The sequence below is a fragment of the Thalassospira sp. B30-1 genome (genome assembly GCF_015767575.1).
Classification (GTDB): Bacteria; Pseudomonadota; Alphaproteobacteria; order Rhodospirillales; family Thalassospiraceae; genus Thalassospira; species Thalassospira xiamenensis.
Genome location: NZ_CP065232.1, coordinates 738,479 through 762,760, shown reverse-complemented (window position 1 = coordinate 762,760; position 24,282 = coordinate 738,479). Strand labels below are relative to the sequence as shown.

The window sequence follows — 24,282 nt, the reverse complement described above, 5'->3', positions numbered from 1 at the left end:
CGCCAATTGAAATTGCCATTGGGAACGAAGCGGAAAGAGATGAGACTATGCAGGTATTGATCGTTGGTGGACTGGGCGGTCAGATCGGCGCAGCCAGCAAGATCGCGATGGCACGCGGCGCAACAGTCCAGTTGGCCGAAAGTGTCACGACATCGCTGAATATCCTGCGCGCAGGCAACCGGATCGATCTTGTCATGGCTGACATCACCCTTGATGTTGCAGCCTTGATCGAAGCCATGCATCGTGAACGGATCAATGTCCCGGTTGTCGCGTGTGGCATCGGCAATGACGTCAATGGTGCGGTCAATGCCATCAAGGCCGGTGCCCAGGAATTCATCCCCCTGCCCCCCGAAGCCGACCTGATTGCCGCCATCTTCGAGGCCGTTACCGAAGAAAGCCATGCCCTGATCCATCGCGATGCCCGCATGGCCGAAACCCTTCGTCTGGCAACCCAGGTCGCCAACAGTTCCGCCTCCATCCTGATTACGGGCGAAAGCGGTACCGGCAAAGAAATCATATCGCGCTTTGTTCATCGTAAATCCAACCGGGCGGACAAACCATTCGTTGCCGTGAACTGTGCCGCGATTCCCGACAACCTTCTTGAATCCGAACTGTTTGGCCATGAAAAAGGTGCGTTTACCGGCGCACAGGCCCGACGCATCGGAAAGTTTGAAGAAGCCAATGGCGGTACCCTTTTGCTTGATGAAATCAGCGAAATGGATGTCCGCCTTCAGGCAAAGCTGCTGCGCGCCATTCAGGAAAAGGAAATCGACCGTCTGGGCGGTAAAAGCCCGGTCAAGGTTGATGTCCGTATTCTTGCGACCTCGAACCGCAATCTTGAGGCCGAAGTCAATGCGGGCAACTTCCGTGAAGATCTTTATTTCCGCCTGAACGTCGTCAATCTCGATATTCCTTCGCTGCGCGAACGGCCTGACGATATTCCAGTTCTGGCGGAATTTTTTGTTAAAAAATATTCCGAAGCCAACGATGTACCGATCCGCCCGATCAGTCCGCTGGCAATCACGCGTTTGCGTAGCCATCATTGGCGTGGCAATGTTCGCGAACTTGAAAATACCATGCACCGCGCCGTCCTGATTGCCGGTCCGACGGAAATCGGCCCTGAAGCCATCATGCTTTCGGGTGCCGGAAGTAGCGAACCGGGCTGGCAGTCTGCTCCGCCCCCCGAAACAGCGGCACCTGCCCCGGCTCTTTCGCAGCCAGCCCCCAGTGCACCGTCCCGCGCAAGTTCGGCCTATGCCAATGCCAATGCGGCTTATGGTGGTGCGGCCTATCGTCCGGTTCCCCCGGCACAGCAGGCACCATACGCACCTGCCCCGCTGCCTGATCATCACGACGATTATGCAGCACCCTGCCCGGCAGCACCGATCGACCATGATGCGGATAGCGCCGATCACACCAACGCGGATTCATCGGTCACGGCAGCCCTGGTCGGTCGCACGGTTGCAGATGTCGAACGCGATCTGATCATCGATACGCTGAAACATTGCTTTGGCAACCGCACCCATGCGGCAAACATTCTCGGCATTTCGATCCGCACACTGCGCAACAAGCTTCGTCAATATACCGACGAAGGCCTTGCCGTGCCGCAACCTGGCAATGGTCAGGACTGATTATTACAAAACGACCGGTGCACCCCATATCAGAACAAGGGATGCATTCCCGGGATCGCGCAACATAGGGTAACCAGAAGTCAACATGGCCGACGGTCGAGACATCACACCGGCAGGATCTGACGGGTCACAAGGCCCCCAAAGTGCGGGCGGCCTGAATATGGCTGGTATCCAGTCACGCGTCCGGTCGGCCATGAAACGTGGCGATATCGCCATGGCGCTTGGCTTCATCCTGATCCTTGTGGTCATGATGTTCCCGATGCCGCCCTGGCTACTCGACTTCCTGCTCGCCCTGTCGATCAGCTTCTCGGTGCTGATCCTGATGACGTCGCTATTCATCCAGAAACCTTTGGAATTCAACTCTTTCCCGATGATCCTGCTGGTCGCGACGTCGCTTCGACTGGCGCTAAACATTGCAACCACGCGTCTGATTCTGGGCCACGGACACGAAGGCACCCATGCTGCCGGTGCGGTGATTGAGGCATTCGGCAGCTTCCTGATCTCGGGCAATTTCGTGATCGGGATTATTGTTTTTGCCATCCTTGTGATCATCAACTTTGTGGTTATCACCAAGGGTTCCGGTCGTATCGCCGAAGTCGCTGCACGCTTCACCCTTGATGCCATGCCCGGTAAACAGATGGCGATTGACGCCGATCTGTCATCGGGTCTGATCAACGAAGCGCAGGCCAAGGCACGCCGCAAGGAACTGGAAGATGAAAGCTCGTTCTTCGGTTCCATGGATGGTGCATCCAAATTCGTCCGCGGTGATGCGGTTGCAGGTATCCTGATTACCTTCATCAACGTGATCGGCGGCATTATTATCGGCACCGCCCAGATGGGCCTATCCCTGGCCGAAGCCACTGAAACCTACACGATCCTGACTGTTGGCGATGGTCTGGTGTCGCAGATTCCCGCCCTGATCGTCTCGACGGCCGCTGGCCTTCTTGTCACCAAGGGCGGCCTTGACGGCGCAACTGAAAAGGCCGTTTTCGGACAGGTAAGCAATTACCCCGCAGCTCTTGGCGTTGCCTCGGCGATGATGGCGGGCATGTCGCTTTTGCCAGGTATTCCGATGGTCTGGTTCCTTGGTCTGGCGATTGTGCTGGGCTATCTTGCGTGGCATTTGGGCCGAAAACAGAAAGAAGCCGCCGCCAACGCCGAAATGGAAGAAGCCCAGACCGCCGCCGATGCCGCAGGCCCGCCCCCCGAAGAGCCGATCGCCAATGCGCTTCGCATGGATTATGTGCGGCTTGAACTCGGATATGGCCTGCTGTCGCTGATCAGCACCGAACGCGGCCAGAAGCTGACCGATCAGATCAAGGCACTACGCCGTCAGCTGGCGACCGATATGGGCTTTGTCATGCCCAGTGTGCGTATTCAAGACAATATGCAGCTTCCCGCCAACACCTATGTACTGCGCGTCAAGGAAATCGAGGCCGGCCGTGGCGACCTTCGCCCCAACATGCTGCTGGTCATGGATCCGCGCGGCGAGGAAATCACCCTTGCCGGTGAAAAAACCATGGAACCGACCTTCAACCTGCCAGCCATGTGGATCGAACAGGGCATGAAGGAAGAGGCCATGTTCCGTGGCTATACCGTTGTTGATCCGCAAACCGTGATCACCACCCATATTACCGAGGTGATCAAGGACCACATGCCCGAACTTCTGTCCTATGCCGAAACCCAGAAGCTTCTGGACGAGCTCGACGACGACCAGAAAAAACTGGTCGAAGACATCGTACCGGGTCAGGTTTCCGTTGGCGGGGTTCAGCGCGTTCTGCAAAACCTTCTGACCGAACGCATATCGATCCGCGATCTGCCGACCATTCTTGAAGGAATTGCGGAATCCACCGCCTTTACGCGTAATCCGACCTTCATGACCGAACATGTGCGTTCCCGCCTGGCACGACAGTTGTCGGATGTGAATACCAACCATGATGGCGTGATCCCGCTGGTGACCCTGTCACCGCAGTGGGAACAGATATTTGCCGAAAGTCTGGTCGGCTCTGGCGAGGAAAAGCAACTTTCGATCCCGCCAAGCCAGCTTCAGGAATTTATCAACAAGGTTCGCACCACGTTCGAGCGACTTGGCATGATGGGCGAAAGCCCGGTTCTTTTGACCAGTCCCGGCATTCGTCCCTATGTCCGATCCATTGTCGAACGATTCCGGCCCACCACGGTTGTCATGTCGCAAAATGAAATTCATCCCAAGGCCCAACTCAAAACCATGGGGCAGATATGATGATCCGTTGCGAGGGGACAGCATATGCGCCTTAAGACGTTCAGCGCCCCGACCATGACCGAGGCGATGGCACTGGTCAAAGAGCATATGGGATCGGATGCCATTATCGTATCGACCCAGGATATTCCGGGCACGGGCGTGCGGCTGACCGCGGCCCTTGATCGTGATCCGGATCTGGATTTCGATATCGCGGATCAAGGCCCTCCGGGTCATCAGGAACTGTTTGATCACGCACAAGAAGCCCTTCTCCGTCATAATCTGCCCGAACGGCTGCGTTTGCGGCTTTGTGATCTTATGGGCCGCGAAAGCGGTGCCACTACCGCACAGCAATTACTGGCATCGGCACTGGACGAGATTTTTGATTTTTCGCCGTTGCCGGAAAAAAACACGCCGCGTGCCTTGGCCTTTGTCGGCCCGCCCGGTTGCGGCAAAACGCTGGCGGTTGCCAAAACTGCTGCCCGTGCAGTGATGAAAAAGCGAAAAGTCGCGGTTCTGACCACCGATTACAAACGCGCAGGCGGTGTGGCCCAGCTTGAGGCATTCACCCGTATCCTGAACATCAATCTGTCACTGGTCAAAACACCCGAAGAATTCAAAGCCCAGTTTGCCCGTATGCGGGATGCCGACATGGTTCTGGTCGACACGGCAAGCTGCAATCCCTATGTCGATGCCGACATCAAGGCACTGGGCGATTTCATGTCCGTTGTGCCAAGCGAACCCGTACTGGTCAATCCCGCCGGGATTGATGCCGACGAATGTGCCGATATCGCCAATGCCTTTGCCGATTGCGGCGTTGCGCGCATGGTGATTTCCCGACTGGATGTTGCATCGCGCCTTGGCGGCGCGTTATACGGTGCGGATTCAGGAAATCTTTCCCTTTGCAATGTCAGTATGACGGCCCAGGTCGCAGACGGTCTAACCGCAATAAGCCCCGTCGCCCTGGCCAAACTTCTGATACCGTCCCATCGCGCCGAGAACGCGAAACCGAGTTTCTCCGAGGTCGTGAAATGACTGCCAAGTCTGATGAAGTATCCAAAACTGCTCCGCGCGCCAAAGGCCGCAACGTCCTTGCCATCGCATCTGGCAAGGGGGGCGTGGGCAAGACCTGGTTTGCCATTACCCTGACCCATTCGCTGGTGCGCGAAGGCAAAAAAGCCCTGTTGTTTGATGGTGATCTTGGCCTTGCCAACATCGACATCCAGCTTGGCCTGATGCCCAAACATGATCTGGGCGGGGTGATTTCCGGACGGATCGGTTTGCGCGATGCCGTAACCCCCTTCCCCGATGGCGGCTTTGACATCATTGCCGGGCGCAGCGGATCGGGCAGTCTTGCCAATCTGCCCGTGACCCGTCTTCAGGCCCTATCCGATGATTTGATCCAGACCGGTAAAAGTTACGACAAGGTCCTGATCGACCTTGGCGCGGGTGTTGATCAGGGTGTGCGTCAGATGACCAGCCTTGCCAATACGGTGATTGTCATCACCAACGGTGATCCGACATCGCTGACCGATGCCTATGCCTTTATCAAGGTCACACATATGGCGCGACCCAAAACCGATATCCGGGTGGTGGTGAATATGGCCAAGGACCGCAAGGAAGGCGAGGCGATCTACAACAAGCTTCTTAAAGCCTGCGAAGGTTTCCTGAAAATCAGCCCGCCACTTCTGGGTGTTGTACGTGCCGATCCGCGTGTTTCCGAATGCATTCGGTCACAGACCCCGCTTCTGATGCGCCATCCCAATTGCGATGCCGCCCACGATATGGAAGCGATCACGCAAAAGCTGCTGGAGGGCTGACGCCATGACTCTCCCGCCACAAGCCGTAACACCAGGCACTGCCGTTGGCGGTCAGGGCGGTGCGACGGCCGGCGGGGCATCGGGTAGTCCACAGCCGCCTTCTCAGGTCAGTGCTGCCCAGCAGGTCGCCAATGCCATTGCAAAACTGCCGGTCGAAAGCCTGCTTCAGGCGTCTGTTCAGTCGCGTTCGGGTAATGAACTGACTCTTCTGACCAGTCTGGGGCAGGTTAATATAAAACTGCCAACACCCCTTCCAACCAATCTGGGGGACTTTCTTTGGGTGCGGATCATGCCCCAGGGACAGCCGCAGCAGGGCAGCGATCCCGCAGCCGCCCTTCGCCTTCAGGTGCTGCCGCAAACGCTGACACCGGGTACAACCGGAACTGGCGGCGGATTGCCGACCACCGGGATCAATGGCAACGTTCTGATCCCCGGCCAGGCCTTTAACGCCATCACAACAAGCAGCCTGACCTTGCCTAATGGCAGTCAGTTACCCGCCGGAAGCCAGACACAGGTTATCTTTGTCGGTCAGGGTGCCGTCAGTGCCGGCAAGGCCGCCCAGATTGCCAACATGAATGCAACTGGCACCATGACACCCACTATAACAACCGGCGGCGCGCTGGGAACGCCATCGGGTGCGGGTATCTCAGGTCAGGTTGTCGCAGGCGGTACAGGTGCGGCCGGAACAGCAACCCCGCTGGTGCTGACCGGGACGGTTCTGCCACCCGATAGCGCCGAAGCCCGGACGTTGCCGAACGGCTTTACCGCCCTTCGCACATCTGCCGGTGTTGTCGGCATCAAATTGCCGGTTCCAGCCCCGGTTGGTGCGACCCTGTCGTTTAGTGTCGATGCCAATACCGCCGCCGGACGCGGCACTCAAGCCCCTCCGATGACAGAGGCAGAATTGATTGCACGCGGGCAGAACGCAGCCCTGTCACGAGACTGGGGCAGTTTGCAGCAGGCGGTGACCGCACTGGCACAACACGATCCGGGCGCGGCAGCGGCTCTGTTGAACAATATTCCGCAGGCCGGACCGAAACTGACCACCACGATGATGTTCTTTTTTGCCGCCATGACCGGCCCCGGGGGAACAGCACGCGGCTGGTTGGGGGATCGCGCCAGCAACAGCCTGTCATCGATTGACGGGAACGGCGACGATATTCTTAAAAAGCTCGAAGGCGATTTCAGCAGATTGCGGGGCATGGCCGCCGACGAACGCCCGGATGGCTGGCGTGTGATGCCGATGCCGTTTCAGATGGGGGAACGAATCGAACAGGTTCGTCTGGCATGGCGACATGGCGACGACGAAAACGAGAAAGGCGAAAGGGAAGAACCCGGCACGCGCTTTCTGCTCGACCTGTCTTTCAGCGAAGTCGGCCACACCCAGCTTGACGGTCTGGTCAAAGGCGAAGACAGCAAGTTCGATTTGATCGTGCGCACTGAAAATCCACTGCAATCTGATAATCGCGACGATATTCGCGGCATCTTCCGCGAGGCTTTGCAAATCTCCGGCTACAAGGGGCACCTGATTTTTCAGGATGGCTCGCGCTTTGTTGAAATTGCCCCGCCGGTCAACGAAGCAGTTGTCAACCGGCATCGCGGGATTGACGCATAAGCGGCCATTCGCCCCACCTGCCCCGGAAAAGAAGCCTTTTCGTTCCCGAAAGGTGGGGGTAATCTTGATTATCAAACGAATAAACGCAGGTAGGCCTGATGCTGGAAATATTTGAACGTCGAAACCTGTTGCTGACAGAACATAATCCCGGTGCACAGCTTGATTATGTCGTGACGTTGCAAAGCGAACTGAGCGGATGCGAAACCGTGTTTCCGGCCCGTATGACCCTGCGTTATGTCCCGGACCGCCTGATCATAAAACCCGATTGCCTCGCGGAATATTTCGCCGAAATCGCGCGTATCCCGTTTGATAATTTCGAGACCGCAGCCGTGCTTCTCATGGAAGATTTCAACAACGAAATCATTCCGCGCTGGATCAATCTGCGCCTTGACAAGCAAAAGGCCGACAATGCCAGCGTCCAGCACCACGAAGCCGCACTCGAAGACCGGCAGCCGAAATGGCACAACCCACGCCTTCTGGACCGGTTGGAACGGTATTGATCAGCGGAAAGGCGTTCCATGCACCCATTGGGTAAGCGAATAACGCAGGCCCGCTGTCGTCGGGGCGACGCGGTGCAGAACGAAGCTCGGGAAAAAGATCGCCGTGCCACGTTCCATCGGCGCATCAAAAACATGCCCCGCCGGGTTTAGCTGCAACAAACCGCCTTCATACTGGTCGGGTTCGGATAGCTGGATCACCATGGTCAGTTTGCGACGGCGTGCAATATCGGATGCGCCAACGTCGCTGTGCCAGTCATAGTGACCGCGCTGATCCCCGGCATAGCAGGCAATCTGTGCATCTTCGGCGAATTCCGACAAAGAAAAATCAAACACATTGCGGTTTACATCCGCAACCATGTCAACGATCCGGCGCATGACGGCCGGTTCCTGTGTCTCGTTAAACCAGGTGATCTGTGACCGGCGGATATGGCTTGCCGACTGGCCCTGAACAAGGCCACCATCGTCAAGTTTTTGCGAAAATCCGTCAATCAGTCGATTGCAGGTTGCACGATCAAGCGCATCCGGGACGATCGCATACATTTCTTCTGGAAACATTCACGACATTCTCCAATGCCGCATGGGCCTTTGATTTCGTGTTTCGGGCCCAAGACAATTCTTTGCGGTGCGCTTCTCTTAGGACCAAACGCACCGATTGACCAGCGCGAAAATCATGCAAGAAGCGCGTGCATGCTATACCGGATTTATGATCCTGCCGCCGGCTGCCGCCCCGTCATCGGGATCATGGGTCACCATCAGGGTTGGCAAACCACGCAACCGCGCCTGTTCAAAAACAAATGTCCTGATCTGATCCCGTAACTCGGTATCAAGCTTTGAAAAAGGTTCATCGAGCAAAAGTGCGCCGGGCTCGGACAGCAACACCCGCATCAGGGCGACACGCGCACGCTGCCCGCCGGACAATGTTGCCGGGTCACGGTCGGCAAAACCACCAAGCCCCGCACTTTCCAGCGCGTCCTCGATACGCGTTCTGCGTTCTAACCGCCCCCGAACACTTGATGGCAGGGCAAACGCCAGATTGCCGCCAACCGATAAATGCGGAAACAGAAGATCATCCTGAAACAGGATACCGACATGGCGATCCTGTGGTGCCAGACCATCCAGCCCCCGGCCATTCAGAACAACCTGCCCGCTGACCTCAAACCCGGCGGTTCCGCCCACCGGCAATGTTCCGCAAATATAGGTCAGCAGACTTGATTTTCCCGAACCGCTCGGCCCCATCAGCGTCACGATCTCGCCCGATTTGATGATGGTATCGATATCAACCAGTACACGCCCATTGAGGCGAATGGAAACCCGGCGTAATTCAAGACCTTTGGCAGTGGCGGGGGCGAGGGCGAGGGTGCTGTTATTGGTTTGTGTGCTGCTCATCGGCTGATCATATCCTGTTTCGGTTTCCCATGCCGCGCCGGTGGCGGAATAAAACCGCCGGGATCAGAAGGGCCAGGGCAAAACCGGCAAACGGCAGGATCATTTGCAAAAGCCCGTAAATCCCGATCATTCGCCGGTCTCCGCCTGATGCCAGTGCTACCGCCTCGGTCGTTACCGTCGCAAATCGCCCCGCCCCGATCAAAAGGGTTGGCAGATACTGCCCGACACTGACCGCAATGCCGACCGCAAAGGCGGTCAGAACCGCGCGGGTCAATAATGGTAGGCGCACCAACCAGAACACCCGCGCCGGTGATGCCCCAAGGCATAAGGCAGTTTGCAAATATCGAGGGTCAAGGGCGCGAAACGGATCGGCAAGTGAGAGAAAGATATAGGGCAGCACAAAGATCAAATGAACGATCACGACGGAAATCAACGTTCGTTCCAGCCCGATGCCGGTAAAAAACACCTGAAGCCCGAACATGAAGCTGATTTGCGGCATCAAAAGCGGCAGATAAATCAATAACATCGCCCCCTGCCCCGGATCTTGAAACCGGCGGGTTTCGTTTTCAAGACATCCCAGAACCAGGGTAATCGCCCCCCCGACCGAGAGAACCGCAATCATCAGTGTGGTCCAAAGTGTTGCACCTAGCATGTCATATTCGCGCATCCAAAGACGCAGACTGAAACTGCGCGGCAGAAACTCCGGAAAGGACCAGTACCCGGCAAAGCTCCAGACCAGAAGACTTGCCAGGCCCAGAAACACCGCAGCCGACGAGAGGATTGCCGTCACGGCGGCAAAGCTTCGAACGGTATCATCGCGTCGCCCGCGCATGCCGCCTTCGGCCCAGACATGCCCCCACCACGCCACAAGCTTTTCCCCACCCCACCAGATCGCCATCGCGATCATTACAAGGACAAATTGCAAAATGGCCCCGGCAGAGGCCAGAAAACGACGCGACAGGTCCGGATCGGATAGCCAACCAAGAATACGCACCGCCAGCGGTGCGGGTGTTGTTGGGCCAAGGATCATCGCGACATCAACGACCGAGGTCGAATAGGCCAGCACCGCCAATATCGGCAAACGGATTTGCGGATAGACCCGTGGCAAAACGGCTTTAAGCCAGCCAACCACGCGACCATATCCAAGTGTCAAGGCCACCTGGCGCGTCCGGTCGGCATCTGCCTGCGGCAGGGCCGCCAGCGTCATCAACAATAAAAACGGAATTTCCTTGGCAACCAGCCCGGCAATCAGGGCAATCCCCAACGGGTCCTGCAAGGTCACAATATCGGGTGGACGTTCCCATCCGGCAAGCGGCGCGACCGCCCGAACGATCCAGCCGGTTGGTGCAATCAGAAAAGCCAGCCCAAAGGCCGCGGCTGCATGTGGCACGGAAAGGATCGGCGACAGCAGGCGTTGCATGACGCCAAAAATCCGCGTTCCCTGCCATGCGGCACAAAATAGTATGACAACCTGAAACGAGATCAGTGTTGCGATCAAACCATTGATCAATGACAACCTGATCGAAATGCCAAGCCCCGGCTGATTGATCAAATCCCGCCAAGGATCAATCGATATTACATCGCCGCCAAGCGCCGGAAGATACCCGAATGCCGGTAATATCGTCCCGATCAGCCCGGCACAGACCGGGCCGATCATCAGGATAAGGGTAAAAGCCGGAAAAAGCCGGAGCATTTGGGCTTATTGCACCACGCCGTAGCGCTTCTGCCATTCTGTTTCAACCAGTTCCATCCAGCTTGGATGTGGTTCCGGCAGAACCGTACCACGTTCGGAAGGCGACAGAGACGCAATGCCAAGATCCAGATCGGCAAAGGCCTTTTGCATGTCTTCTGGCAATTTATCCATCGCCAGTACCGTATCGGCTCCCCAGTATTGCGGGTCCTGTTTGCGCAGTTGGGCTTCGGGTGACATCAGGAAATCGGCCAGCACGACCGCCCCGGCCTTGGCCGATGCGTTATAGGGGATGGCAACGAAGTTGGTGTTGCCAAGCGTACCCTTGTCAAACACATAGGATCGGACTGTATCGGGCAGTTCCATCGCCTCGATTGCCGATGAGACTTCGCCCGAGCTAAACGAAAACGCGATATCGATCTGGTTATCGGCCATCATCGTACGTAGCGAGGCACCATTTTGCGGATAGGCCTGCCCGTTGCGCCACAATAGCGGTTGCAAGTCTTCGAGATATCCCCAAAGAGGTGCCAGAACCTTTTTGGCGTCCGTTTCATTGGCGGGCTGTTGCAGAACTTTCGGATCCGTTACCAGTTCGGCCAGAATCTGCTTCAGGAAAGTTGATCCCATATAGTTTGGCGGCTGGGGATAGGTGAAGCGCCCCGGATGTTTGACCAGCCATTCCAGCAAGGCTTGAGCTGACTTCGGTACGCTATCAAGGCGTGCGGTATCATAATAGAAACTGACCTGCGCCATACCCCACGGCGCTTCAAGGCCCATGGTCGGAACCGTGAAATCGTTGATTACGGTTGGCTTGCCTTCGACATCGACATAGGCAAAATTCGGCGTCTGTTCGGCCCACGGCCCAAACAGAAGGTCATTGCGTTTCATGGCGGCAAAGTTTTCACCATTCAGCCAGATCATATCGACCGCCCCGCCATCATCGACGCCAGCCGTCTTTTCCGACAACACCTTTGCCACTGCATCGGCCGTGTCGGAAAGTTTCACCTGTACGACATTCACACCGTACCGTTCCTGTACCTGGGCACCCGCCCACGCGATATAATCATTGATGCGCGGCTCCCCACCCCAGGCATGAAAATACACGGTCTGGCCGCGCGCCTGATCAAGCACCGACTGCCAATTGCCGATATCGGGGGCCGGGTCGGCTTTTGCGGGCATCGATACCATGGCCATTGCAAGGCCTGTGACGATGCTCAGACCGGCGAAAAAAGCGCGCATACTGGAAATCCTTGTTGCTGAAGGGCCTCTCAACACTACCTGATTGAAGCAATCTGGCACCATCGGCGATACCTGTCTGTTTTTGTTGCCATCATTTTTCCAATCTTGGCAGTCTAAAATCAATTCACGCTTGCGTTAGATGGCAGGTGTCTGGGCTTAATCTCTGCCGATGGTTTTGGCACCCGTGACATAGGAACGAAAAGATCATGTTTGAATGGGTCACAGATCCGCATATGTGGATGGGGCTTGCGACTTTGACCGCGCTTGAGATCGTACTGGGCATCGATAACATCGTTTTCCTGTCGGTGATTGTTTCCAAACTCCCGAAAAATCAACAGAAATCAGCTCGTCGCATCGGCCTTATCGGGGCGATGGGCATGCGGCTTGTGCTTCTGGCCTGTATCGCCTGGGTGATGGAATTGACCGCCCCGCTGTTTGCCGCCTTCGGGCAGGAAGTCAGCGGACGTGACCTTATTCTGATTATCGGTGGCCTGTTCCTGATCGCCAAGGCGTCCAAGGAAATTCACCATACAATTGACGAACCCGAAGAACACGGCCCCGGCAAGATCATGTCGAGTTTTGCGATGACCATCACCCAGATCATGCTGCTTGATATGATATTCTCGCTCGACAGCGTGATTACGGCGGTTGGACTGGTTGATCATCTTTCGATCATGATGATCGCGGTTGTCCTGTCGGTTCTCGTCATGCTGGCAGCAGCCGGCACCATCAGCGATTTTGTCGAAAAGCACCCGTCGGTCAAAATGCTGGCGCTGGCCTTCCTGATTCTGGTCGGGTTTGTCCTGCTGCTTGACGGTGTCGAAATCCATGTTCCAAAAGGTTACATTTACTTCGCCATGGCATTCAGCCTGGGTGTCGAGACGCTCAATCTGATCAATCAGAAACGTAAACGCAAAGCCAAAGAGCTGGGAGCAGCCAAATGAAACAGGTTTCACCGCCCTCGTGCCTGCAGAACGCCTTCAACAATCACCACCTTGGCCATGTCAAGGTTCTCGAATTCCCTGATGGCACACGGTCGGCCGCGGATGCCGCGGCGGCTATTGGTTGCGATGTCAGTGATATCGGCAAATCACTGGTTTTCATGACCGAAGGCAACAAACCGGTACTGATCATCATGAACGGTGCCGACCGGGTAGATGAAACCAAGGTTGCCCATCTGCTTGGCCTTGATATCCGCAAGGCGGATGCCAACGAAGTCCGCACCCATACCGGTTACGCCATTGGCGGTGTTCCGCCCTTTGGACATGTCGGCCCGGTCGAGACCCTGATTGATGAAAAGCTGCTTGCGAAAAAGATAATCTGGCTGGCCGCAGGCACACCCAAAACCGTGTTTTCCCTGATGCCAGATGAACTTCGCGCGGTGACGGGTGTTGACACGGGTGTGGATATTTCGGCCTGATCAGGCTTAGATCAGACCGTCATCACGCGTTGCCGAACGTGCACCGATTTCATCAAGTTCGGCCTGCTCCTTGCGATCTTCTTCGGCGCGTTCTGCTTCGACACGGTTGCGTTCAGCGATTTCCGCGGTCTTGACGGCCTTGAACGCATCCGCGACCTCATCGCGGAACGCGTCGATTTTGGCTTCCTGTTCTGCGATCCGCTTTACCAGTGCTTCGCGCTCGAACACGACGGCACTGGCAAAGGGGCCATAGGCAAAACCGGCCAGTTCGGGGTTTTCGGCGGCAACCTTCTGCTCGGCTATCACGGCCTTTTCCAGCGCATCCTTTTCCGCCAGAAGATTGGTCAGTATGCCCTGCATTTCGCCAAGTTCGCGGCGTTTATCATCCAGCGCCCATTTGCGCATGCGGATCAGTGTTTTGAAATCCTTGGCCATCGTGGTCAGTTACCTGAAATATGGCGGACGCGGCATCAGCATGATCATGTGATTACTGCTGATCGCGGCGAAGCGCCCGTTTGGCCGCATTCAGATCATTACCCGCATTCGTCACGGTTGAACGGCTATTGACCTGCGGGCGAAGCCGGTTGCGTTCCATAACGGTTGCGCCCTGCGGGTTGGCTGCCGGTTGGCCACCTGCATCCGGGACTTCCTGTTGGGCGGGTGCCAGATCAAGACGACGTGCCAATTCGGCATAACCATCGGCCAGCCGGGTACATTCGGTTTTACGCTGTTTGAGGAATTCCTCGATCAGCGGGAAGTAATGAATGGCTTCGTCCACCTTGGGATCCGTCCCCAGACGATAGGCCCCCAGACGGATCAGTTCCGCCATGTCTTCATAGGTTGCCAGCAGCTGACGGGCGCGCGAAACGATCTGGTTTTCATACTCGCTATTACATCCGGGCATGGTACGCGAAACACTGCGCAGGATATTGATCGCCGGATACCGACCCTGTTCGGCGATTGCGCGGTCCAGCACGACGTGGCCATCAAGAATACCACGCACCGCATCGGAAATCGGTTCGTTATGATCATCCCCGTCGACCAGAACGGTAAACAGGCCGGTCACCGATCCCTGCCCCGGCCCGCCCGGCCCGGCACGTTCCAGAAGGCGCGGCAATTCGGCAAACACCGTCGGGGTATAGCCCTTTGACGCGGGTGGTTCGCCGACCGAAAGGCTGATTTCGCGTTGCGCCATGGCAAAACGGGTCACAGAATCCATCATGCACAGCACGTCACGCCCGGTATCGCGGAAGAATTCCGACAGCGCCATGGTCATATAGGCAGCCTGACGTCGCATCAATGGCGGCTCGTCCGACGTGGCAACCACGACAACAGACCTGCGAAGGCCTTCTTCGCCCAGATCGTCTTCGATGAATTCGCGGGCTTCGCGGCCACGTTCACCGATCAGGCCGACAACCGAAACATCGGATGTCGTATGGCGGGTCATCATCGACAGCAAACTGGATTTACCAACCCCGGACCCGGCAAAGATGCCCATACGCTGCCCCCGGCAGCAGGTGAGAAAGGTATTCATCGCCCGCACACCCAGATCAATCTTCCCCGCCACACGCTGGCGCGAATGGGCCGATGGCGGTGCATTGCGGATCGGGTATGGTGTCGGTCCTTCGGTCAGCGGGCCCTTGCCATCGACCGGCTGGCCGAACGCATTGACCACACGCCCCAGCCAGCTTTCATCGGGATAGACTTGCGGTTGGGTGTCGGCCAGTTCGACTTCACAGCCAATCCCGATGCCGTCAAGCATCCCGAACGGCATCAAAAGTGCTCGTTCATTCCGGAAACCAACGACTTCGCAAATTACGGCCACACCATCACGACGTTTGACCTTGCAACGATCCCCCACCGAAAGCGCCCCTTCAACCCCGCCAATTTCAACCAGCAGGCCAAGAACAGCCGTTACCCGCCCGACAGTCCGGTAATCTGGAATGCGGCGAAGTTCGGCGACAATATTTCGGCCAATCTGGAACACGTTTGCGCTTTTCTGTTTGATGGGTTCCGATATGTGATGCGATCGGGAATTTTATCGCAGTCCCATGTCAAAGGGTGGCAAATTCGACCGCGTCGCACCAGATATAAGTGGCATAAACGGTATTAAAAACCCGTATATGCGGAATTGCCATTAAAAATCCGGTATCGGCAATCATGGTCGTTAACGGCGCAAACCGTTGGGAAACTTCACATTCCCCGCACCATCTGCCTTTATCGATGAAAAAAAGTTAACAACATGCGACTCGCCTGCTTGCCACGAGTCGCAAAGCAACGTATCGTTAACGGAATGGAATAAAATTCCACACGGCAATCGTTGGGGCGCTTGTCGAAATTAGCCGGATTAACACGGATTTTTTGCGGAACACGGTAACGGAGCGGAACATGCGGGTGCTGCTTGTCGAAGATGACAACGCCACTGCTGACAGCATCGAGTTGATGCTGAAATCGGAGGGCATGGTTGTCGACACCACGGATCTTGGGGAAGATGGCCTCGAGATCGGTAAATTGTATGACTACGATATTATTCTTCTGGATCTCATGCTGCCGGACATCGACGGCTATGAAGTTCTCAGACGTTTGCGCGACGCACGCGTTGAAACCCCGGTGCTTATCCTGTCGGGGTTGACCGAAACCGAAGACAAGGTCAAAGGCCTTGGTTTTGGCGCGGATGACTATCTGACCAAGCCCTTTGACAAGGTTGAACTGCTGGCACGCATTCAGGCGATCGTTCGCCGGTCGCGCGGCCACGCACAATCGATGATTGCCACCGGCAGACTGAATGTGAATCTTGATGCGCGCACGGTTGATGTTGATGGATCGCCGCTGCATCTGACCGGCAAGGAATATGGCATCCTTGAATTGCTGTCGCTGCGCAAGGGCACGACATTGACCAAGGAAATGTTCCTGAACCATCTCTATGGCGGTATGGACGAGCCGGAGCTCAAGATCATCGACGTTTTCGTGTGCAAGCTGCGCAAGAAAATCCAGTCCGCCACCAAGGGCGACAATTACATCCATACAGTCTGGGGCCGGGGCTATGTCCTGCGCGATCCGGATGTAAACAGTAGTGCTGCCGCCTGAACGCAACGCAACTTTATCGCGTTCCGCTGCGCACGAAGTCAAAAACGCCCCGATGGATCGTCGGGGCGTTTTGCTTTTGGCGGGTGCGCGTTACACGGCAACCATCCTGATTTCTATTTCTTGTCTTCCGGCTTGCCAAAGCGCGACCGATCAAAGGTCGTGGACGGGCGGGTTGTTCCGCTGCCCGTGCTGCCGGTTCCGGTTGACGGCCTTGCGGGCGGAGTGCTGCCCGTGCCGCTTGAACCGGCGGTGCCTGTTGTGCCCAGTGGACGGCGATATGTCGATCCAGCCGTCCCAGTTGATCCTGCCGTCCCGGTAGTGCCGGTTGAAGGACGTGAATATGTGCTGCCGGTAGTACCGGTTGTTCCCGTTGTTGACGGACGGGCTGTTGTGCCGGTGCCCGTTGGGGTCGTGGGGCGTGCCGTGGTTCCGGTCGAAAGCCCGGGACGTGGCGGGGTTGCGGCTCCGGCACCCGCACTGGCAGTCGTACCACCGGTGGCAGTTTGCATATGTTTCGGCTTGGGAAACGCAAGACCGCCTGTCGCGGTACCACTCGCCGCCCCAGCCGCCGCACTGGCACCCGCCTGAATTTTCTCAAGTGCTGAAACATCGACATCCGGCGCTCCCGGACGGTTCAACTGATAGATGCCGCGTTGACGCGCAAGCGGTTTGAACTTGTCGGAAATCCCAAGAACCGTTTCCGCCCCGCCAAGGAACAGGAAGCCATCATCGGGCATCAATGCCGATATACGCGCCAGCACATCTGTCTTGGTTGGCTGATCAAAATAAATCAGAACGTTGCGGCAATAGACGATATCGAACTGACCCAGCGGCCGGAAATCCTCAAGCAGGTTGAATTCCTTGTATTGAACCTTGGAGCGGATTTCCTGCGAGATTTGCCACTGGTCTTCTTTCTTCTGGAAATATTTGACCAGAAGCTGGATCGGAAGTCCCCTTTGAACTTCAAACTGGGAATACAAACCAGCACGCGCCTTGGTCAGGATTTCGCGCGAAATGTCGGTTCCGATAATTTCAACCCGCCAGCCGGAAAGCTGGGATTTGAAATCTTCAAGGATCATCGCCAGCGAATAGGGTTCCTGCCCCGAAGACGCCGCCGCACACCAGATGCGCAGATGGCGCTTTGACGCGCGCTCCTTGATCATGTGCGGCAGAACGACATGCCGGAACTGATCAAACGGCTTGGTATCGCGGAAGAAGAAACTTTCATTGGTTGTCATCGCATCGACGACTTCCTCGACAAGCACGCGGTCACCGCCGCGCAATGCCGCGATCAGCTCGGTCAGGTCCTTAAGCCCGCGCTTGCGTGCAATCGGCATCAGCCGGCTTTCGAGCAGATATGTCTTGTCCTGGCTCAGAACGAGCCCGGATTTTGACTTTATAAGTCTGCTGACGAAATCGAAGTCTTCCGGCCTCATCATCTCGGCTTAACGACCCCCTGCAAATTTTTTGATATAGGCCGCGATGCCACCCACGGGGAGAACCGCCGAACAAATGCCTGCATGTGCCGCGGCACCGGGCATTCCCCATACAACGCTTGTCTGTTCGTCCTGTGCAACAACCATCCCCCCAGCACCCACGACAGCACGCCCACCCAGCATACCATCCTGTCCCATACCTGTAAGGATAGCCGTGAGTATATTACCACCGTAGCTTTCCACAAGGCTGCGGAGCATCGGATCAACCGACGGACGACAGAAGTTTTCTGGCGGGTTCTGGTTCAGAACAATTTTCCTGCTGTTGCCACGGCCCTCTATCACCATGTGGTAATCACCGGGGGCTAGGTAAACCTGTCCGCCCTGAATTTGCATGCCCGTCTGGCCTTCCTGACATTTAAGCCCGGTCAGGCGGGTGATGTGTTCGGCAAGGATCGTGGTAAAAGTCGCAGGCATATGCTGGGTAATGAAAATCGGCTGACGCACACCGGCAAGACCACGCAGAACCTCGAACAGGGCCTGCGGACCACCGGTAGAACTTCCGATTGCAATCGCTTCGACATTAAGCCGTTTTTCGGGAAGCAGACTGATCTGTCCGCCCGTGATCACCCGTTTTGCCGGCGCCGGTGCAGCGGCACCGGTCGGCGCCTTGGCACGCGCTGCCGCCGCGGCGGCTGGACTGCGTGCGGCCGGGGCGGCACGTTGTGGTGCCTGTTTGACCGGCGCATTTCGCGCCACTGCCCCACCACCAACAGCACCACCCGATGTCTGGCGGGTTGACGGTTTGACATTCGCGCCTGTTGCCTTGGCATCACCGGCTGCGATTGCCGCCTCGCGGATCAGACGACCCGGATCGCGCGCAGGCATGTTGGTTGTTTGTGTAGCCGCATCACGGTTAATGGTCGTGGCCCCGCCTTCTTTACCCTGCCCCTGTTCCGGGGATATAGGCTGCACGTGCTGAGGATGTTGGGGCTGAGGCATCGGGCGGGTCGACATCGGGCCAAGACGACCGGGCTGGTGCGTCGGACGCGGGCGCAGTTCAGCGGTGAACCGTTTGCGCTGAACCCGGCCGGGCTTTTGCAATATCTGATGCTCCGCCGACAGTTCGGCCCGGAACGGTGCCGGAGCATCGCCAGCGGGCTTTTCTGTTGCGGAGGCGTCATCTTCCGGTGCAGCAGATTCCGGCAACTCTTCATGCCGTTCGGCGGTATCCGCATCGCCAACGACGACCTGTTCTTCATGGATTTCTTCAAGCCGTGCCTGATCCGCCCCCAGCATCTTGCGACGCTGTTCAGCCCAGGCCTTGACCTTGTCGAGCAACTCGGCCCGGAAGCCTTCGCCAACATTAAGGTCCTTGGCCGAGGACGGTTTGGGAATGTAGTCCACAGCACCCAGCGTCATGGCCTGAAAACTGATATCGGCGTTTCGCTTGGTCAGGGTCGATGCCATGATCACGCGAACCGTCGGATCGATTTCAAGCAGCTTGGGCAATGCCGTCAGACCATCCATGACCGGCATTTCAATGTCGAGAACGATCGCTTCGATACCGATCTCCTGACGCATGACGCCAAGCGCGTCTTCGCCATTGGCAACAGAACCGACGACCTCGATATCGTCGTCTTCCTGCAACATGCGGGTTACCAGACCACGCACGATTGCGGAATCGTCGACAATCAGGACTTTATAGGGTGGATGAATTGGCGTGTCTTCCACGTACCGACGTTCCCGTTAGAGCAACCGGACCAAAAACCAAGGCAAATGCACAGCGACGCTGACAGGAACCTTAAATCAGACCCACCTGCTCAAATTTTGCCTGGATGATCTCGCTGTCGAACGGTTTCATGATGTACTCGTTCGCACCGGCCGTGATGGCCTCCTGGATATGCTCGAGATCGTTTTCTGTAGTGCAGAACACGACAACGGGCTCATCACCACCAGGGGCTGCGCGCAGTTCCCGCAGGAAATCAATCCCGCTTTTCACCGGCATGTTCCAATCAAGCAACACCGCGTCTGGCATGGCTTCAAGGCATCGATCAATTGCCTCCTGCCCATCCACAGCCTCAATGACCGCAAATCCCATTTCTTCCAGGATACGGCGTGCCACCATTCTGATGACTTTCGAATCATCGACGACGAGACAACTCTTCATCGACTTCCTTCTCGCAAATTAGATCGTTAAGCCAAAACCGGCATTGTACCGGATGCATTTTGCACCCGGTACAGACTAACATAGCTAGCCAGCCTGTTTCACAGAAACCGTGAAATCAAGCAGACGGGTCACATCCAGAATGACAAGAAGCTGCTTGTCGAGCCGGAAAATGCCATCGGAAAATTCGCGCCAGCGCGGATCGAGCGTCGCGGGGTTCTGCTCGAACGCTTTTTGCGGAACGCTCAGAACTTCTCCGACCTGATCGACCATCAGGCTGTATAGTTCACCACCCTGATCGACCACTATGCTCATGCCCGGCACGTCGTCTTCGCGTTCACGAAGCCCTAGACGTTTGCGAACATCAATCGCCGTAACAATGCGCCCACGCAGGTTCAGCGACCCCGCCACTTCGGGCGGAGCCAGCGGAATGCGCGTGATGCGCTGCGGACCAAGAACATCCTGAACCGTCAGGACCGGAATACCGAACAACTGCTTGCCGATATAGGCGGTAACGAAATCCTTCGTCGCCCCGCCAAGGTCAAGGGCCGTACTCTGTTCTTTGCTCGGGACGAGTGCCTTTTTATCGCTCATTGGACTTTTCCCCGATTTACACTGCGCTCAGCGTCTGGATCAGCGTTGATACCAGCGCATCTCGATCGAATTTCGCGACATAGTCGCTAAAGCCAACCTGACGACCCCGTTCGAAGTCTTCCTCGCTGGTGTGCGAGGACAGCGCGATGATCGGGGTATCCCCCCAATGTTCATCATTCTGCAGGCTTTCGGCAAATTCGAAGCCGTTCATGCCCGGCATTTCGATATCACTGATGATCGCGTCGAACATTTCACCGCGATTTTTAAGATCAAGCGCCTGCTCGGCATTCTCGACGGCAATGACACGGAAACCGGACACCGACAGCATCGGTGTGAGAAGGTTACGGAAGAACGGGCTGTCATCGACCAGAAGCACACGCTTTTTCTCGCCGCCGGTATCCTCATGACCAAACCAGTCCGAGAACGCCAGTTCAAGATAGTAGCCAGCATCAATCAGATCGGTTGCCTTGCCGTCGATCACCGCAGACCCGACCAGACCATCCTGATCGGCTGTCAGTTCGACATTAAGGACGTCATCGACGATATCGACAATTTCGTCAACCACAAGGCCCATGGTCCGTTCGCGATCCTGGAAGACCAGGGTCGGCTGACGGCCTTCGGCTTTCATCTGATAGGAACCATCAATGAAGACCAGCGGCATCAGCTTGCCACGATACTGAACCAGCGGACGACCGTTCGAATATTCGATGTTTTCGACATCGATTTCTTCGAGGCGGGCAACCAGTGCCAGCGGTACGGCACGAACTTCTGCACCGCCAGCCCGGAAGACCAGCATGGACGTCGTTTCGCGATCACCGGTATCGGAGCGCGCCTTGCTTTCGACACCCTGCGAACCACCAACGGTGATTTCGCCGGTGCGGGTCGCAATGCCGTTCGGATCCAGGATCATGATCACGCTACCGTCGCCAAGGATGGTGTTCCCCGAGAACAGAGACAGGTCACGCAGGATCGGTGCGACCGGTTTAACCACGATTTCCTCGGTGTCGAACACGCGGTCAACGATGATACCGAACGAATAGGTCCCAACCTGGGTGACGACGATGAAGGCTTCTTCATCCACGTCATCGACCGTTGTTTCGCCGTCATCAAGACCAAGAATTTTCTTGAGAGTGACAAGCGGCAGCAGACGGTTGCGCAGACGCAGGACAGGCGTATCGTGGATGCGTTCGATCGAATGATCGGAATTGCTTGAAGCCCGGACCAGTTCCAGAACGCTGATCTGCGGAATGGCGAAACGTTCGCCGCCACTTTCAACGATCAGTGCCGAAACGATGGCAAGGGTAAGCGGGATTTTGATGATAAAGGTCGAACCACGGCCTTCGACCGATTTCAGTTCAACCGTACCACCGATTTTTTCGATGTTGGTACGGACCACGTCCATGCCGACACCACGCCCCGAAACCGAGGTCACCTTTTCGGCGGTCGAGAAACCGGCCTTGAAGATGAACTGGTGGATTTGCGAATCCGCCATGCCGTCAAGATCGCTTTCGGTTGCAAGACCGTTGGCAATCGCCTTGGCCTTGATCCGTTCGATATTGAGACCGCGGCCATCGTCGGAAATCTCGATGATGATGTGACCGCCTTCGTGATAGGCATTCAGCGTAACCGTACCGGTTTCCGGCTTGCCAGCTTCACGACGCCCCGGAATATCTTCAAGACCATGGTCGGCAGAGTTACGGACCATGTGGGTCAGCGGATCCTTGATGAGTTCAAGCACCTGACGGTCAAGTTCCGTATCGGCACCGATCATCTGCAGATCGATTTTCTTGTTCATCTCAAGCGCAAGGTCGCGAACAATACGCGGCAGTTTCGCCCAAGCGTTGCCAATCGGCTGCATACGCGTTTTCATCACACCTTCCTGAAGGTCGGTAGTGATGTGCGACAGGCGCTGCAAGGGAACTGTAAATTCGCTGTCATCCTTGCCGCGAACCATCTGCAACAGCTGGTTACGGGTCAGAACAAGCTCGGAAACCAGGGTCATAAGGTTTTCAAGCAGCTCGACGTTCACACGGATCGTCTGAGCCGCGACAGAGCTTTCCTTCGCCTCGACACGCTGCGCTTCGGCCTTTGGCCCCTCGGAGGCAGCGGCCTTGGCCGGGGCAACTGCCTGCGACTTTGCTGCTGCGGGCGGGGCGGCTGCCGGTGCGGGTTTCTCGGGCGCAGGAGCAGGTTCCGGCTCCTGAATATCCGGGTCGACTTCGGTTGCATCGAAAATTGCCTGCAACCGCTCATCATCGGTCATCGGCACTTCTTCGGCGACTTCTTCCTCGACCGGGGCGGCTGCCGGTGCGGCGCTGCCGCCCATAATCGTACCGGTATCGGCAAAATGGTTAAGACGCGCGATCAGATCGGCATCATTGCCATCCGGTTCGGTTTCATTCTGCTCAAGCTCGCTCAGCAGATATTTGATCGTATCAATGGATTCAAGAACAAGCGTCACCGCATCCGGTGTTACAACCAGTTCGCCATCACGGATCTTGCCAAGCACGTTTTCACCGGCATGCGCAACTGCTTCCAGTCGCGGCAAACCAAGAAATCCGCATGTCCCCTTGATGGTATGCACCAGGCGGAAAATATTCGACAGAATATCCGGATCGTTCGGATTCTGCTCCAGTTTGACCAGCTCGACGTCAAGCGTCGAAAGGCTCTCCGAAGTCTCTGTCAGAAATTCACTTAAAAGATCGTCCATAAACCCCCTCCACATCTCCGACAATCATACTGTTTGCCGGAACCGGAACGCCCATCCCCACGACCACTGCGCGAAACACACGTTCAATCCGTTACTTACGTAGAACCTAGCACACCGTATTACCAGACCCGCATGTGTTTTTTTTAATCATAGATCAATGCAACATTTCCGTCCTCTTGCAAGACTGAAAGCGCACCACCGGTCCGATGCGCAAGATTTCGCAGGAAAAAGCCATGTACGGTCCGGGGATCAAGCTGTTCCGGGGCCACTTCATTTTTCATGACATTTTCCACATCGGGGCGAAACGCGGCACGTTTTCCGGTTGCATTGACCGAAATCCGCCCCCCGGATTCGCAGGTAACAACAATATCCCCACCAAACGGCAAAGCTTCACGGGCCAACATCACCATATTGAGCACAAGCCTTCCATGAGCTGGATCAATTCCAATTCCAGTTTGATCCCACAGAAGGGTCACCTTGCCTTCGGCCTCGAAACTCTGGGCAACCGCATCGCGCATGGATTTTGTGTCAACACTGTTGCCGGCGCGCCCGAATGCCAGACGGAACAATTGCAACCGGCGCGCGGCCTCAAGCCCGCTTTTGCGCATCAGCGCAAGTGCCTCGTCATCGGCAACACCGGCCTCCCCCATCAGTTCGGCACCGGCATTCACAGCCCCCACAGGCCCGACAAGGTCGTGGCAAATGCGCGAGCTGATCAGCTCGATCAGGATCAGTTCCACTGCTCTGTCCTGTTCCATGTAACGGGTATCTC

At 56.5% G+C, this 24,282-nt stretch carries 21 protein-coding genes; 9 read left to right on the top strand and 12 right to left on the bottom strand.

Annotated elements, in window-relative coordinates:
* Nucleotides 1-47 precede the first annotated feature (47 nt).
* From IT971_RS03445 to IT971_RS03420, 6 genes are all read left to right on the top strand, one after another.
* Nucleotides 48-1,631: a sigma-54 dependent transcriptional regulator gene (locus IT971_RS03445; protein WP_063095168.1), complete on the top strand. Its 1,584-nt coding sequence runs from the start codon at nucleotides 48-50 to the stop codon at nucleotides 1,629-1,631.
* 85 nt (nucleotides 1,632-1,716) lie between these two features.
* Nucleotides 1,717-3,873 (top strand): flagellar biosynthesis protein FlhA, encoded by a 2,157-nt coding sequence (gene flhA / locus IT971_RS03440; protein WP_063095170.1) that lies wholly within the window; start codon nucleotides 1,717-1,719, stop codon nucleotides 3,871-3,873.
* 24 nt (nucleotides 3,874-3,897) lie between these two features.
* Nucleotides 3,898-4,884: a GTP-binding protein gene (locus IT971_RS03435; RefSeq protein WP_007091334.1), complete on the top strand. Its 987-nt coding sequence runs from the start codon at nucleotides 3,898-3,900 to the stop codon at nucleotides 4,882-4,884.
* Nucleotides 4,881-5,669, top strand: a complete 789-nt coding sequence (locus IT971_RS03430) for a MinD/ParA family protein (protein ID WP_037989531.1) — start codon at nucleotides 4,881-4,883, stop codon at nucleotides 5,667-5,669. Before IT971_RS03435 ends, IT971_RS03430 begins: the two co-directional genes overlap by 4 nt.
* Nucleotides 5,670-5,673: 4 nt before the next feature.
* Nucleotides 5,674-7,284, top strand: a complete 1,611-nt coding sequence (locus IT971_RS03425; protein ID WP_063095172.1) for a hypothetical protein — start codon at nucleotides 5,674-5,676, stop codon at nucleotides 7,282-7,284.
* 98 nt (nucleotides 7,285-7,382) lie between these two features.
* A complete protein-coding gene (locus IT971_RS03420) occupies nucleotides 7,383-7,784 on the top strand; it encodes a hypothetical protein (protein ID WP_007091331.1) in 402 nt (133 codons plus the stop codon).
* Here the strand turns inward: IT971_RS03420 and IT971_RS03415 are convergent, their stop codons facing one another.
* From IT971_RS03415 to IT971_RS03400, 4 genes are all read right to left on the bottom strand, one after another.
* Nucleotides 7,785-8,339: a 2OG-Fe(II) oxygenase gene (locus IT971_RS03415; protein ID WP_063095174.1), complete on the bottom strand. Its 555-nt coding sequence runs from the start codon at nucleotides 8,337-8,339 to the stop codon at nucleotides 7,785-7,787. It lies immediately after the preceding gene.
* Nucleotides 8,340-8,474: 135 nt separating this feature from the next.
* On the bottom strand, nucleotides 8,475-9,170 hold the full coding sequence (locus IT971_RS03410) for an ATP-binding cassette domain-containing protein (protein WP_063095176.1): 696 nt from the start codon (nucleotides 9,168-9,170) through the stop codon (nucleotides 8,475-8,477).
* Between the two features lie 7 nt (nucleotides 9,171-9,177).
* Nucleotides 9,178-10,863, bottom strand: a complete 1,686-nt coding sequence (locus tag IT971_RS03405) for an ABC transporter permease (protein ID WP_063095179.1) — start codon at nucleotides 10,861-10,863, stop codon at nucleotides 9,178-9,180.
* 6 nt (nucleotides 10,864-10,869) lie between these two features.
* Complete coding sequence (locus IT971_RS03400) at nucleotides 10,870-12,099, bottom strand: ABC transporter substrate-binding protein (protein WP_063095181.1); 1,230 nt, start codon at nucleotides 12,097-12,099, stop codon at nucleotides 10,870-10,872.
* Nucleotides 12,100-12,305: 206 nt separating this feature from the next.
* Here IT971_RS03400 and IT971_RS03395 point away from each other — a divergent pair, with 206 nt between their 5' ends.
* Both IT971_RS03395 and IT971_RS03390 read left to right on the top strand, forming a co-directional pair.
* Nucleotides 12,306-13,043, top strand: coding sequence for a TerC family protein (locus tag IT971_RS03395; protein ID WP_063095183.1), 738 nt, complete (start codon nucleotides 12,306-12,308; stop codon nucleotides 13,041-13,043).
* Nucleotides 13,040-13,519, top strand: a complete 480-nt coding sequence (locus tag IT971_RS03390; protein WP_037989520.1) for a YbaK/EbsC family protein — start codon at nucleotides 13,040-13,042, stop codon at nucleotides 13,517-13,519. Before IT971_RS03395 ends, IT971_RS03390 begins: the two co-directional genes overlap by 4 nt.
* Before the next feature lie 6 nt (nucleotides 13,520-13,525).
* Here the strand turns inward: IT971_RS03390 and IT971_RS03385 are convergent, their stop codons facing one another.
* Nucleotides 13,526-13,954, bottom strand: a complete 429-nt coding sequence (locus tag IT971_RS03385; protein ID WP_037989518.1) for a flagellar FliJ family protein — start codon at nucleotides 13,952-13,954, stop codon at nucleotides 13,526-13,528.
* Nucleotides 13,955-14,006: 52 nt separating this feature from the next.
* The gene (gene fliI, locus IT971_RS03380) at nucleotides 14,007-15,506 is read right to left on the bottom strand and encodes a flagellar protein export ATPase FliI (protein ID WP_063095185.1); all 1,500 of its coding nucleotides are present in this window, start codon (nucleotides 15,504-15,506) and stop codon (nucleotides 14,007-14,009) included.
* Nucleotides 15,507-15,907: 401 nt separating this feature from the next.
* On the opposite strand from fliI, the gene ctrA reads away from it, so the two are divergent.
* On the top strand, nucleotides 15,908-16,606 hold the full coding sequence (gene ctrA, locus IT971_RS03375; protein WP_007091320.1) for a response regulator transcription factor CtrA: 699 nt from the start codon (nucleotides 15,908-15,910) through the stop codon (nucleotides 16,604-16,606).
* A gap of 113 nt (nucleotides 16,607-16,719) precedes the next feature.
* On the opposite strand, the gene IT971_RS22565 is transcribed toward ctrA, so the two are convergent.
* The 6 genes from IT971_RS22565 to IT971_RS03345 form a co-directional block, all read right to left on the bottom strand.
* The gene (locus IT971_RS22565) at nucleotides 16,720-18,042 is read right to left on the bottom strand and encodes a protein-glutamate O-methyltransferase CheR (protein ID WP_306460230.1); all 1,323 of its coding nucleotides are present in this window, start codon (nucleotides 18,040-18,042) and stop codon (nucleotides 16,720-16,722) included.
* 9 nt (nucleotides 18,043-18,051) lie between these two features.
* Nucleotides 18,052-19,773, bottom strand: a complete 1,722-nt coding sequence (locus tag IT971_RS03365; RefSeq protein ID WP_063094759.1) for a chemotaxis protein CheB — start codon at nucleotides 19,771-19,773, stop codon at nucleotides 18,052-18,054.
* Between the two features lie 70 nt (nucleotides 19,774-19,843).
* Nucleotides 19,844-20,209 carry a PleD family two-component system response regulator gene (locus tag IT971_RS03360; protein ID WP_062952925.1) on the bottom strand — a complete coding sequence of 122 codons (366 nt, stop codon included), beginning with the start codon at nucleotides 20,207-20,209 and terminating at the stop codon, nucleotides 19,844-19,846.
* 84 nt (nucleotides 20,210-20,293) lie between these two features.
* Nucleotides 20,294-20,800 (bottom strand): chemotaxis protein CheW, encoded by a 507-nt coding sequence (locus IT971_RS03355; protein WP_063094761.1) that lies wholly within the window; start codon nucleotides 20,798-20,800, stop codon nucleotides 20,294-20,296.
* 16 nt (nucleotides 20,801-20,816) lie between these two features.
* Entirely contained in the window at nucleotides 20,817-23,510 is a 2,694-nt protein-coding gene (locus tag IT971_RS03350; protein ID WP_063094763.1) for a chemotaxis protein CheW, read from the bottom strand.
* A 143-nt stretch (nucleotides 23,511-23,653) separates the two neighbouring features.
* Nucleotides 23,654-24,268: a histidine phosphotransferase family protein gene (locus tag IT971_RS03345; protein WP_110252634.1), complete on the bottom strand. Its 615-nt coding sequence runs from the start codon at nucleotides 24,266-24,268 to the stop codon at nucleotides 23,654-23,656.
* Nucleotides 24,269-24,282: the final 14 nt, after the last annotated feature.

What these genes read in the sequence shown, in the direction of transcription:
- IT971_RS03445 (WP_063095168.1), top strand. Translation starts at nt 48, where the DNA reads ATGCAGGTATTGATCGTTGGTGGACTGGGCGGTCAGATCGGCGCAGCC.
- flhA (WP_063095170.1), top strand. Translation starts at nt 1,717, where the DNA reads ATGGCCGACGGTCGAGACATCACACCGGCAGGATCTGACGGGTCACAA.
- IT971_RS03435 (WP_007091334.1), top strand. Translation starts at nt 3,898, where the DNA reads ATGCGCCTTAAGACGTTCAGCGCCCCGACCATGACCGAGGCGATGGCA.
- IT971_RS03430 (WP_037989531.1), top strand. Translation starts at nt 4,881, where the DNA reads ATGACTGCCAAGTCTGATGAAGTATCCAAAACTGCTCCGCGCGCCAAA.
- IT971_RS03425 (WP_063095172.1), top strand. Translation starts at nt 5,674, where the DNA reads ATGACTCTCCCGCCACAAGCCGTAACACCAGGCACTGCCGTTGGCGGT.
- IT971_RS03420 (WP_007091331.1), top strand. Translation starts at nt 7,383, where the DNA reads ATGCTGGAAATATTTGAACGTCGAAACCTGTTGCTGACAGAACATAAT.
- IT971_RS03415 (WP_063095174.1), bottom strand. Translation starts at nt 8,339, where the DNA reads ATGTTTCCAGAAGAAATGTATGCGATCGTCCCGGATGCGCTTGATCGT.
- IT971_RS03410 (WP_063095176.1), bottom strand. Translation starts at nt 9,170, where the DNA reads ATGAGCAGCACACAAACCAATAACAGCACCCTCGCCCTCGCCCCCGCC.
- IT971_RS03405 (WP_063095179.1), bottom strand. Translation starts at nt 10,863, where the DNA reads ATGCTCCGGCTTTTTCCGGCTTTTACCCTTATCCTGATGATCGGCCCG.
- IT971_RS03400 (WP_063095181.1), bottom strand. Translation starts at nt 12,099, where the DNA reads ATGCGCGCTTTTTTCGCCGGTCTGAGCATCGTCACAGGCCTTGCAATG.
- IT971_RS03395 (WP_063095183.1), top strand. Translation starts at nt 12,306, where the DNA reads ATGTTTGAATGGGTCACAGATCCGCATATGTGGATGGGGCTTGCGACT.
- IT971_RS03390 (WP_037989520.1), top strand. Translation starts at nt 13,040, where the DNA reads ATGAAACAGGTTTCACCGCCCTCGTGCCTGCAGAACGCCTTCAACAAT.
- IT971_RS03385 (WP_037989518.1), bottom strand. Translation starts at nt 13,954, where the DNA reads ATGGCCAAGGATTTCAAAACACTGATCCGCATGCGCAAATGGGCGCTG.
- ctrA (WP_007091320.1), top strand. Translation starts at nt 15,908, where the DNA reads ATGCGGGTGCTGCTTGTCGAAGATGACAACGCCACTGCTGACAGCATC.
- IT971_RS22565 (WP_306460230.1), bottom strand. Translation starts at nt 18,042, where the DNA reads ATGAGGCCGGAAGACTTCGATTTCGTCAGCAGACTTATAAAGTCAAAA.
- IT971_RS03360 (WP_062952925.1), bottom strand. Translation starts at nt 20,209, where the DNA reads ATGAAGAGTTGTCTCGTCGTCGATGATTCGAAAGTCATCAGAATGGTG.
- IT971_RS03355 (WP_063094761.1), bottom strand. Translation starts at nt 20,800, where the DNA reads ATGAGCGATAAAAAGGCACTCGTCCCGAGCAAAGAACAGAGTACGGCC.
- IT971_RS03350 (WP_063094763.1), bottom strand. Translation starts at nt 23,510, where the DNA reads ATGGACGATCTTTTAAGTGAATTTCTGACAGAGACTTCGGAGAGCCTT.
- IT971_RS03345 (WP_110252634.1), bottom strand. Translation starts at nt 24,268, where the DNA reads ATGGAACAGGACAGAGCAGTGGAACTGATCCTGATCGAGCTGATCAGC.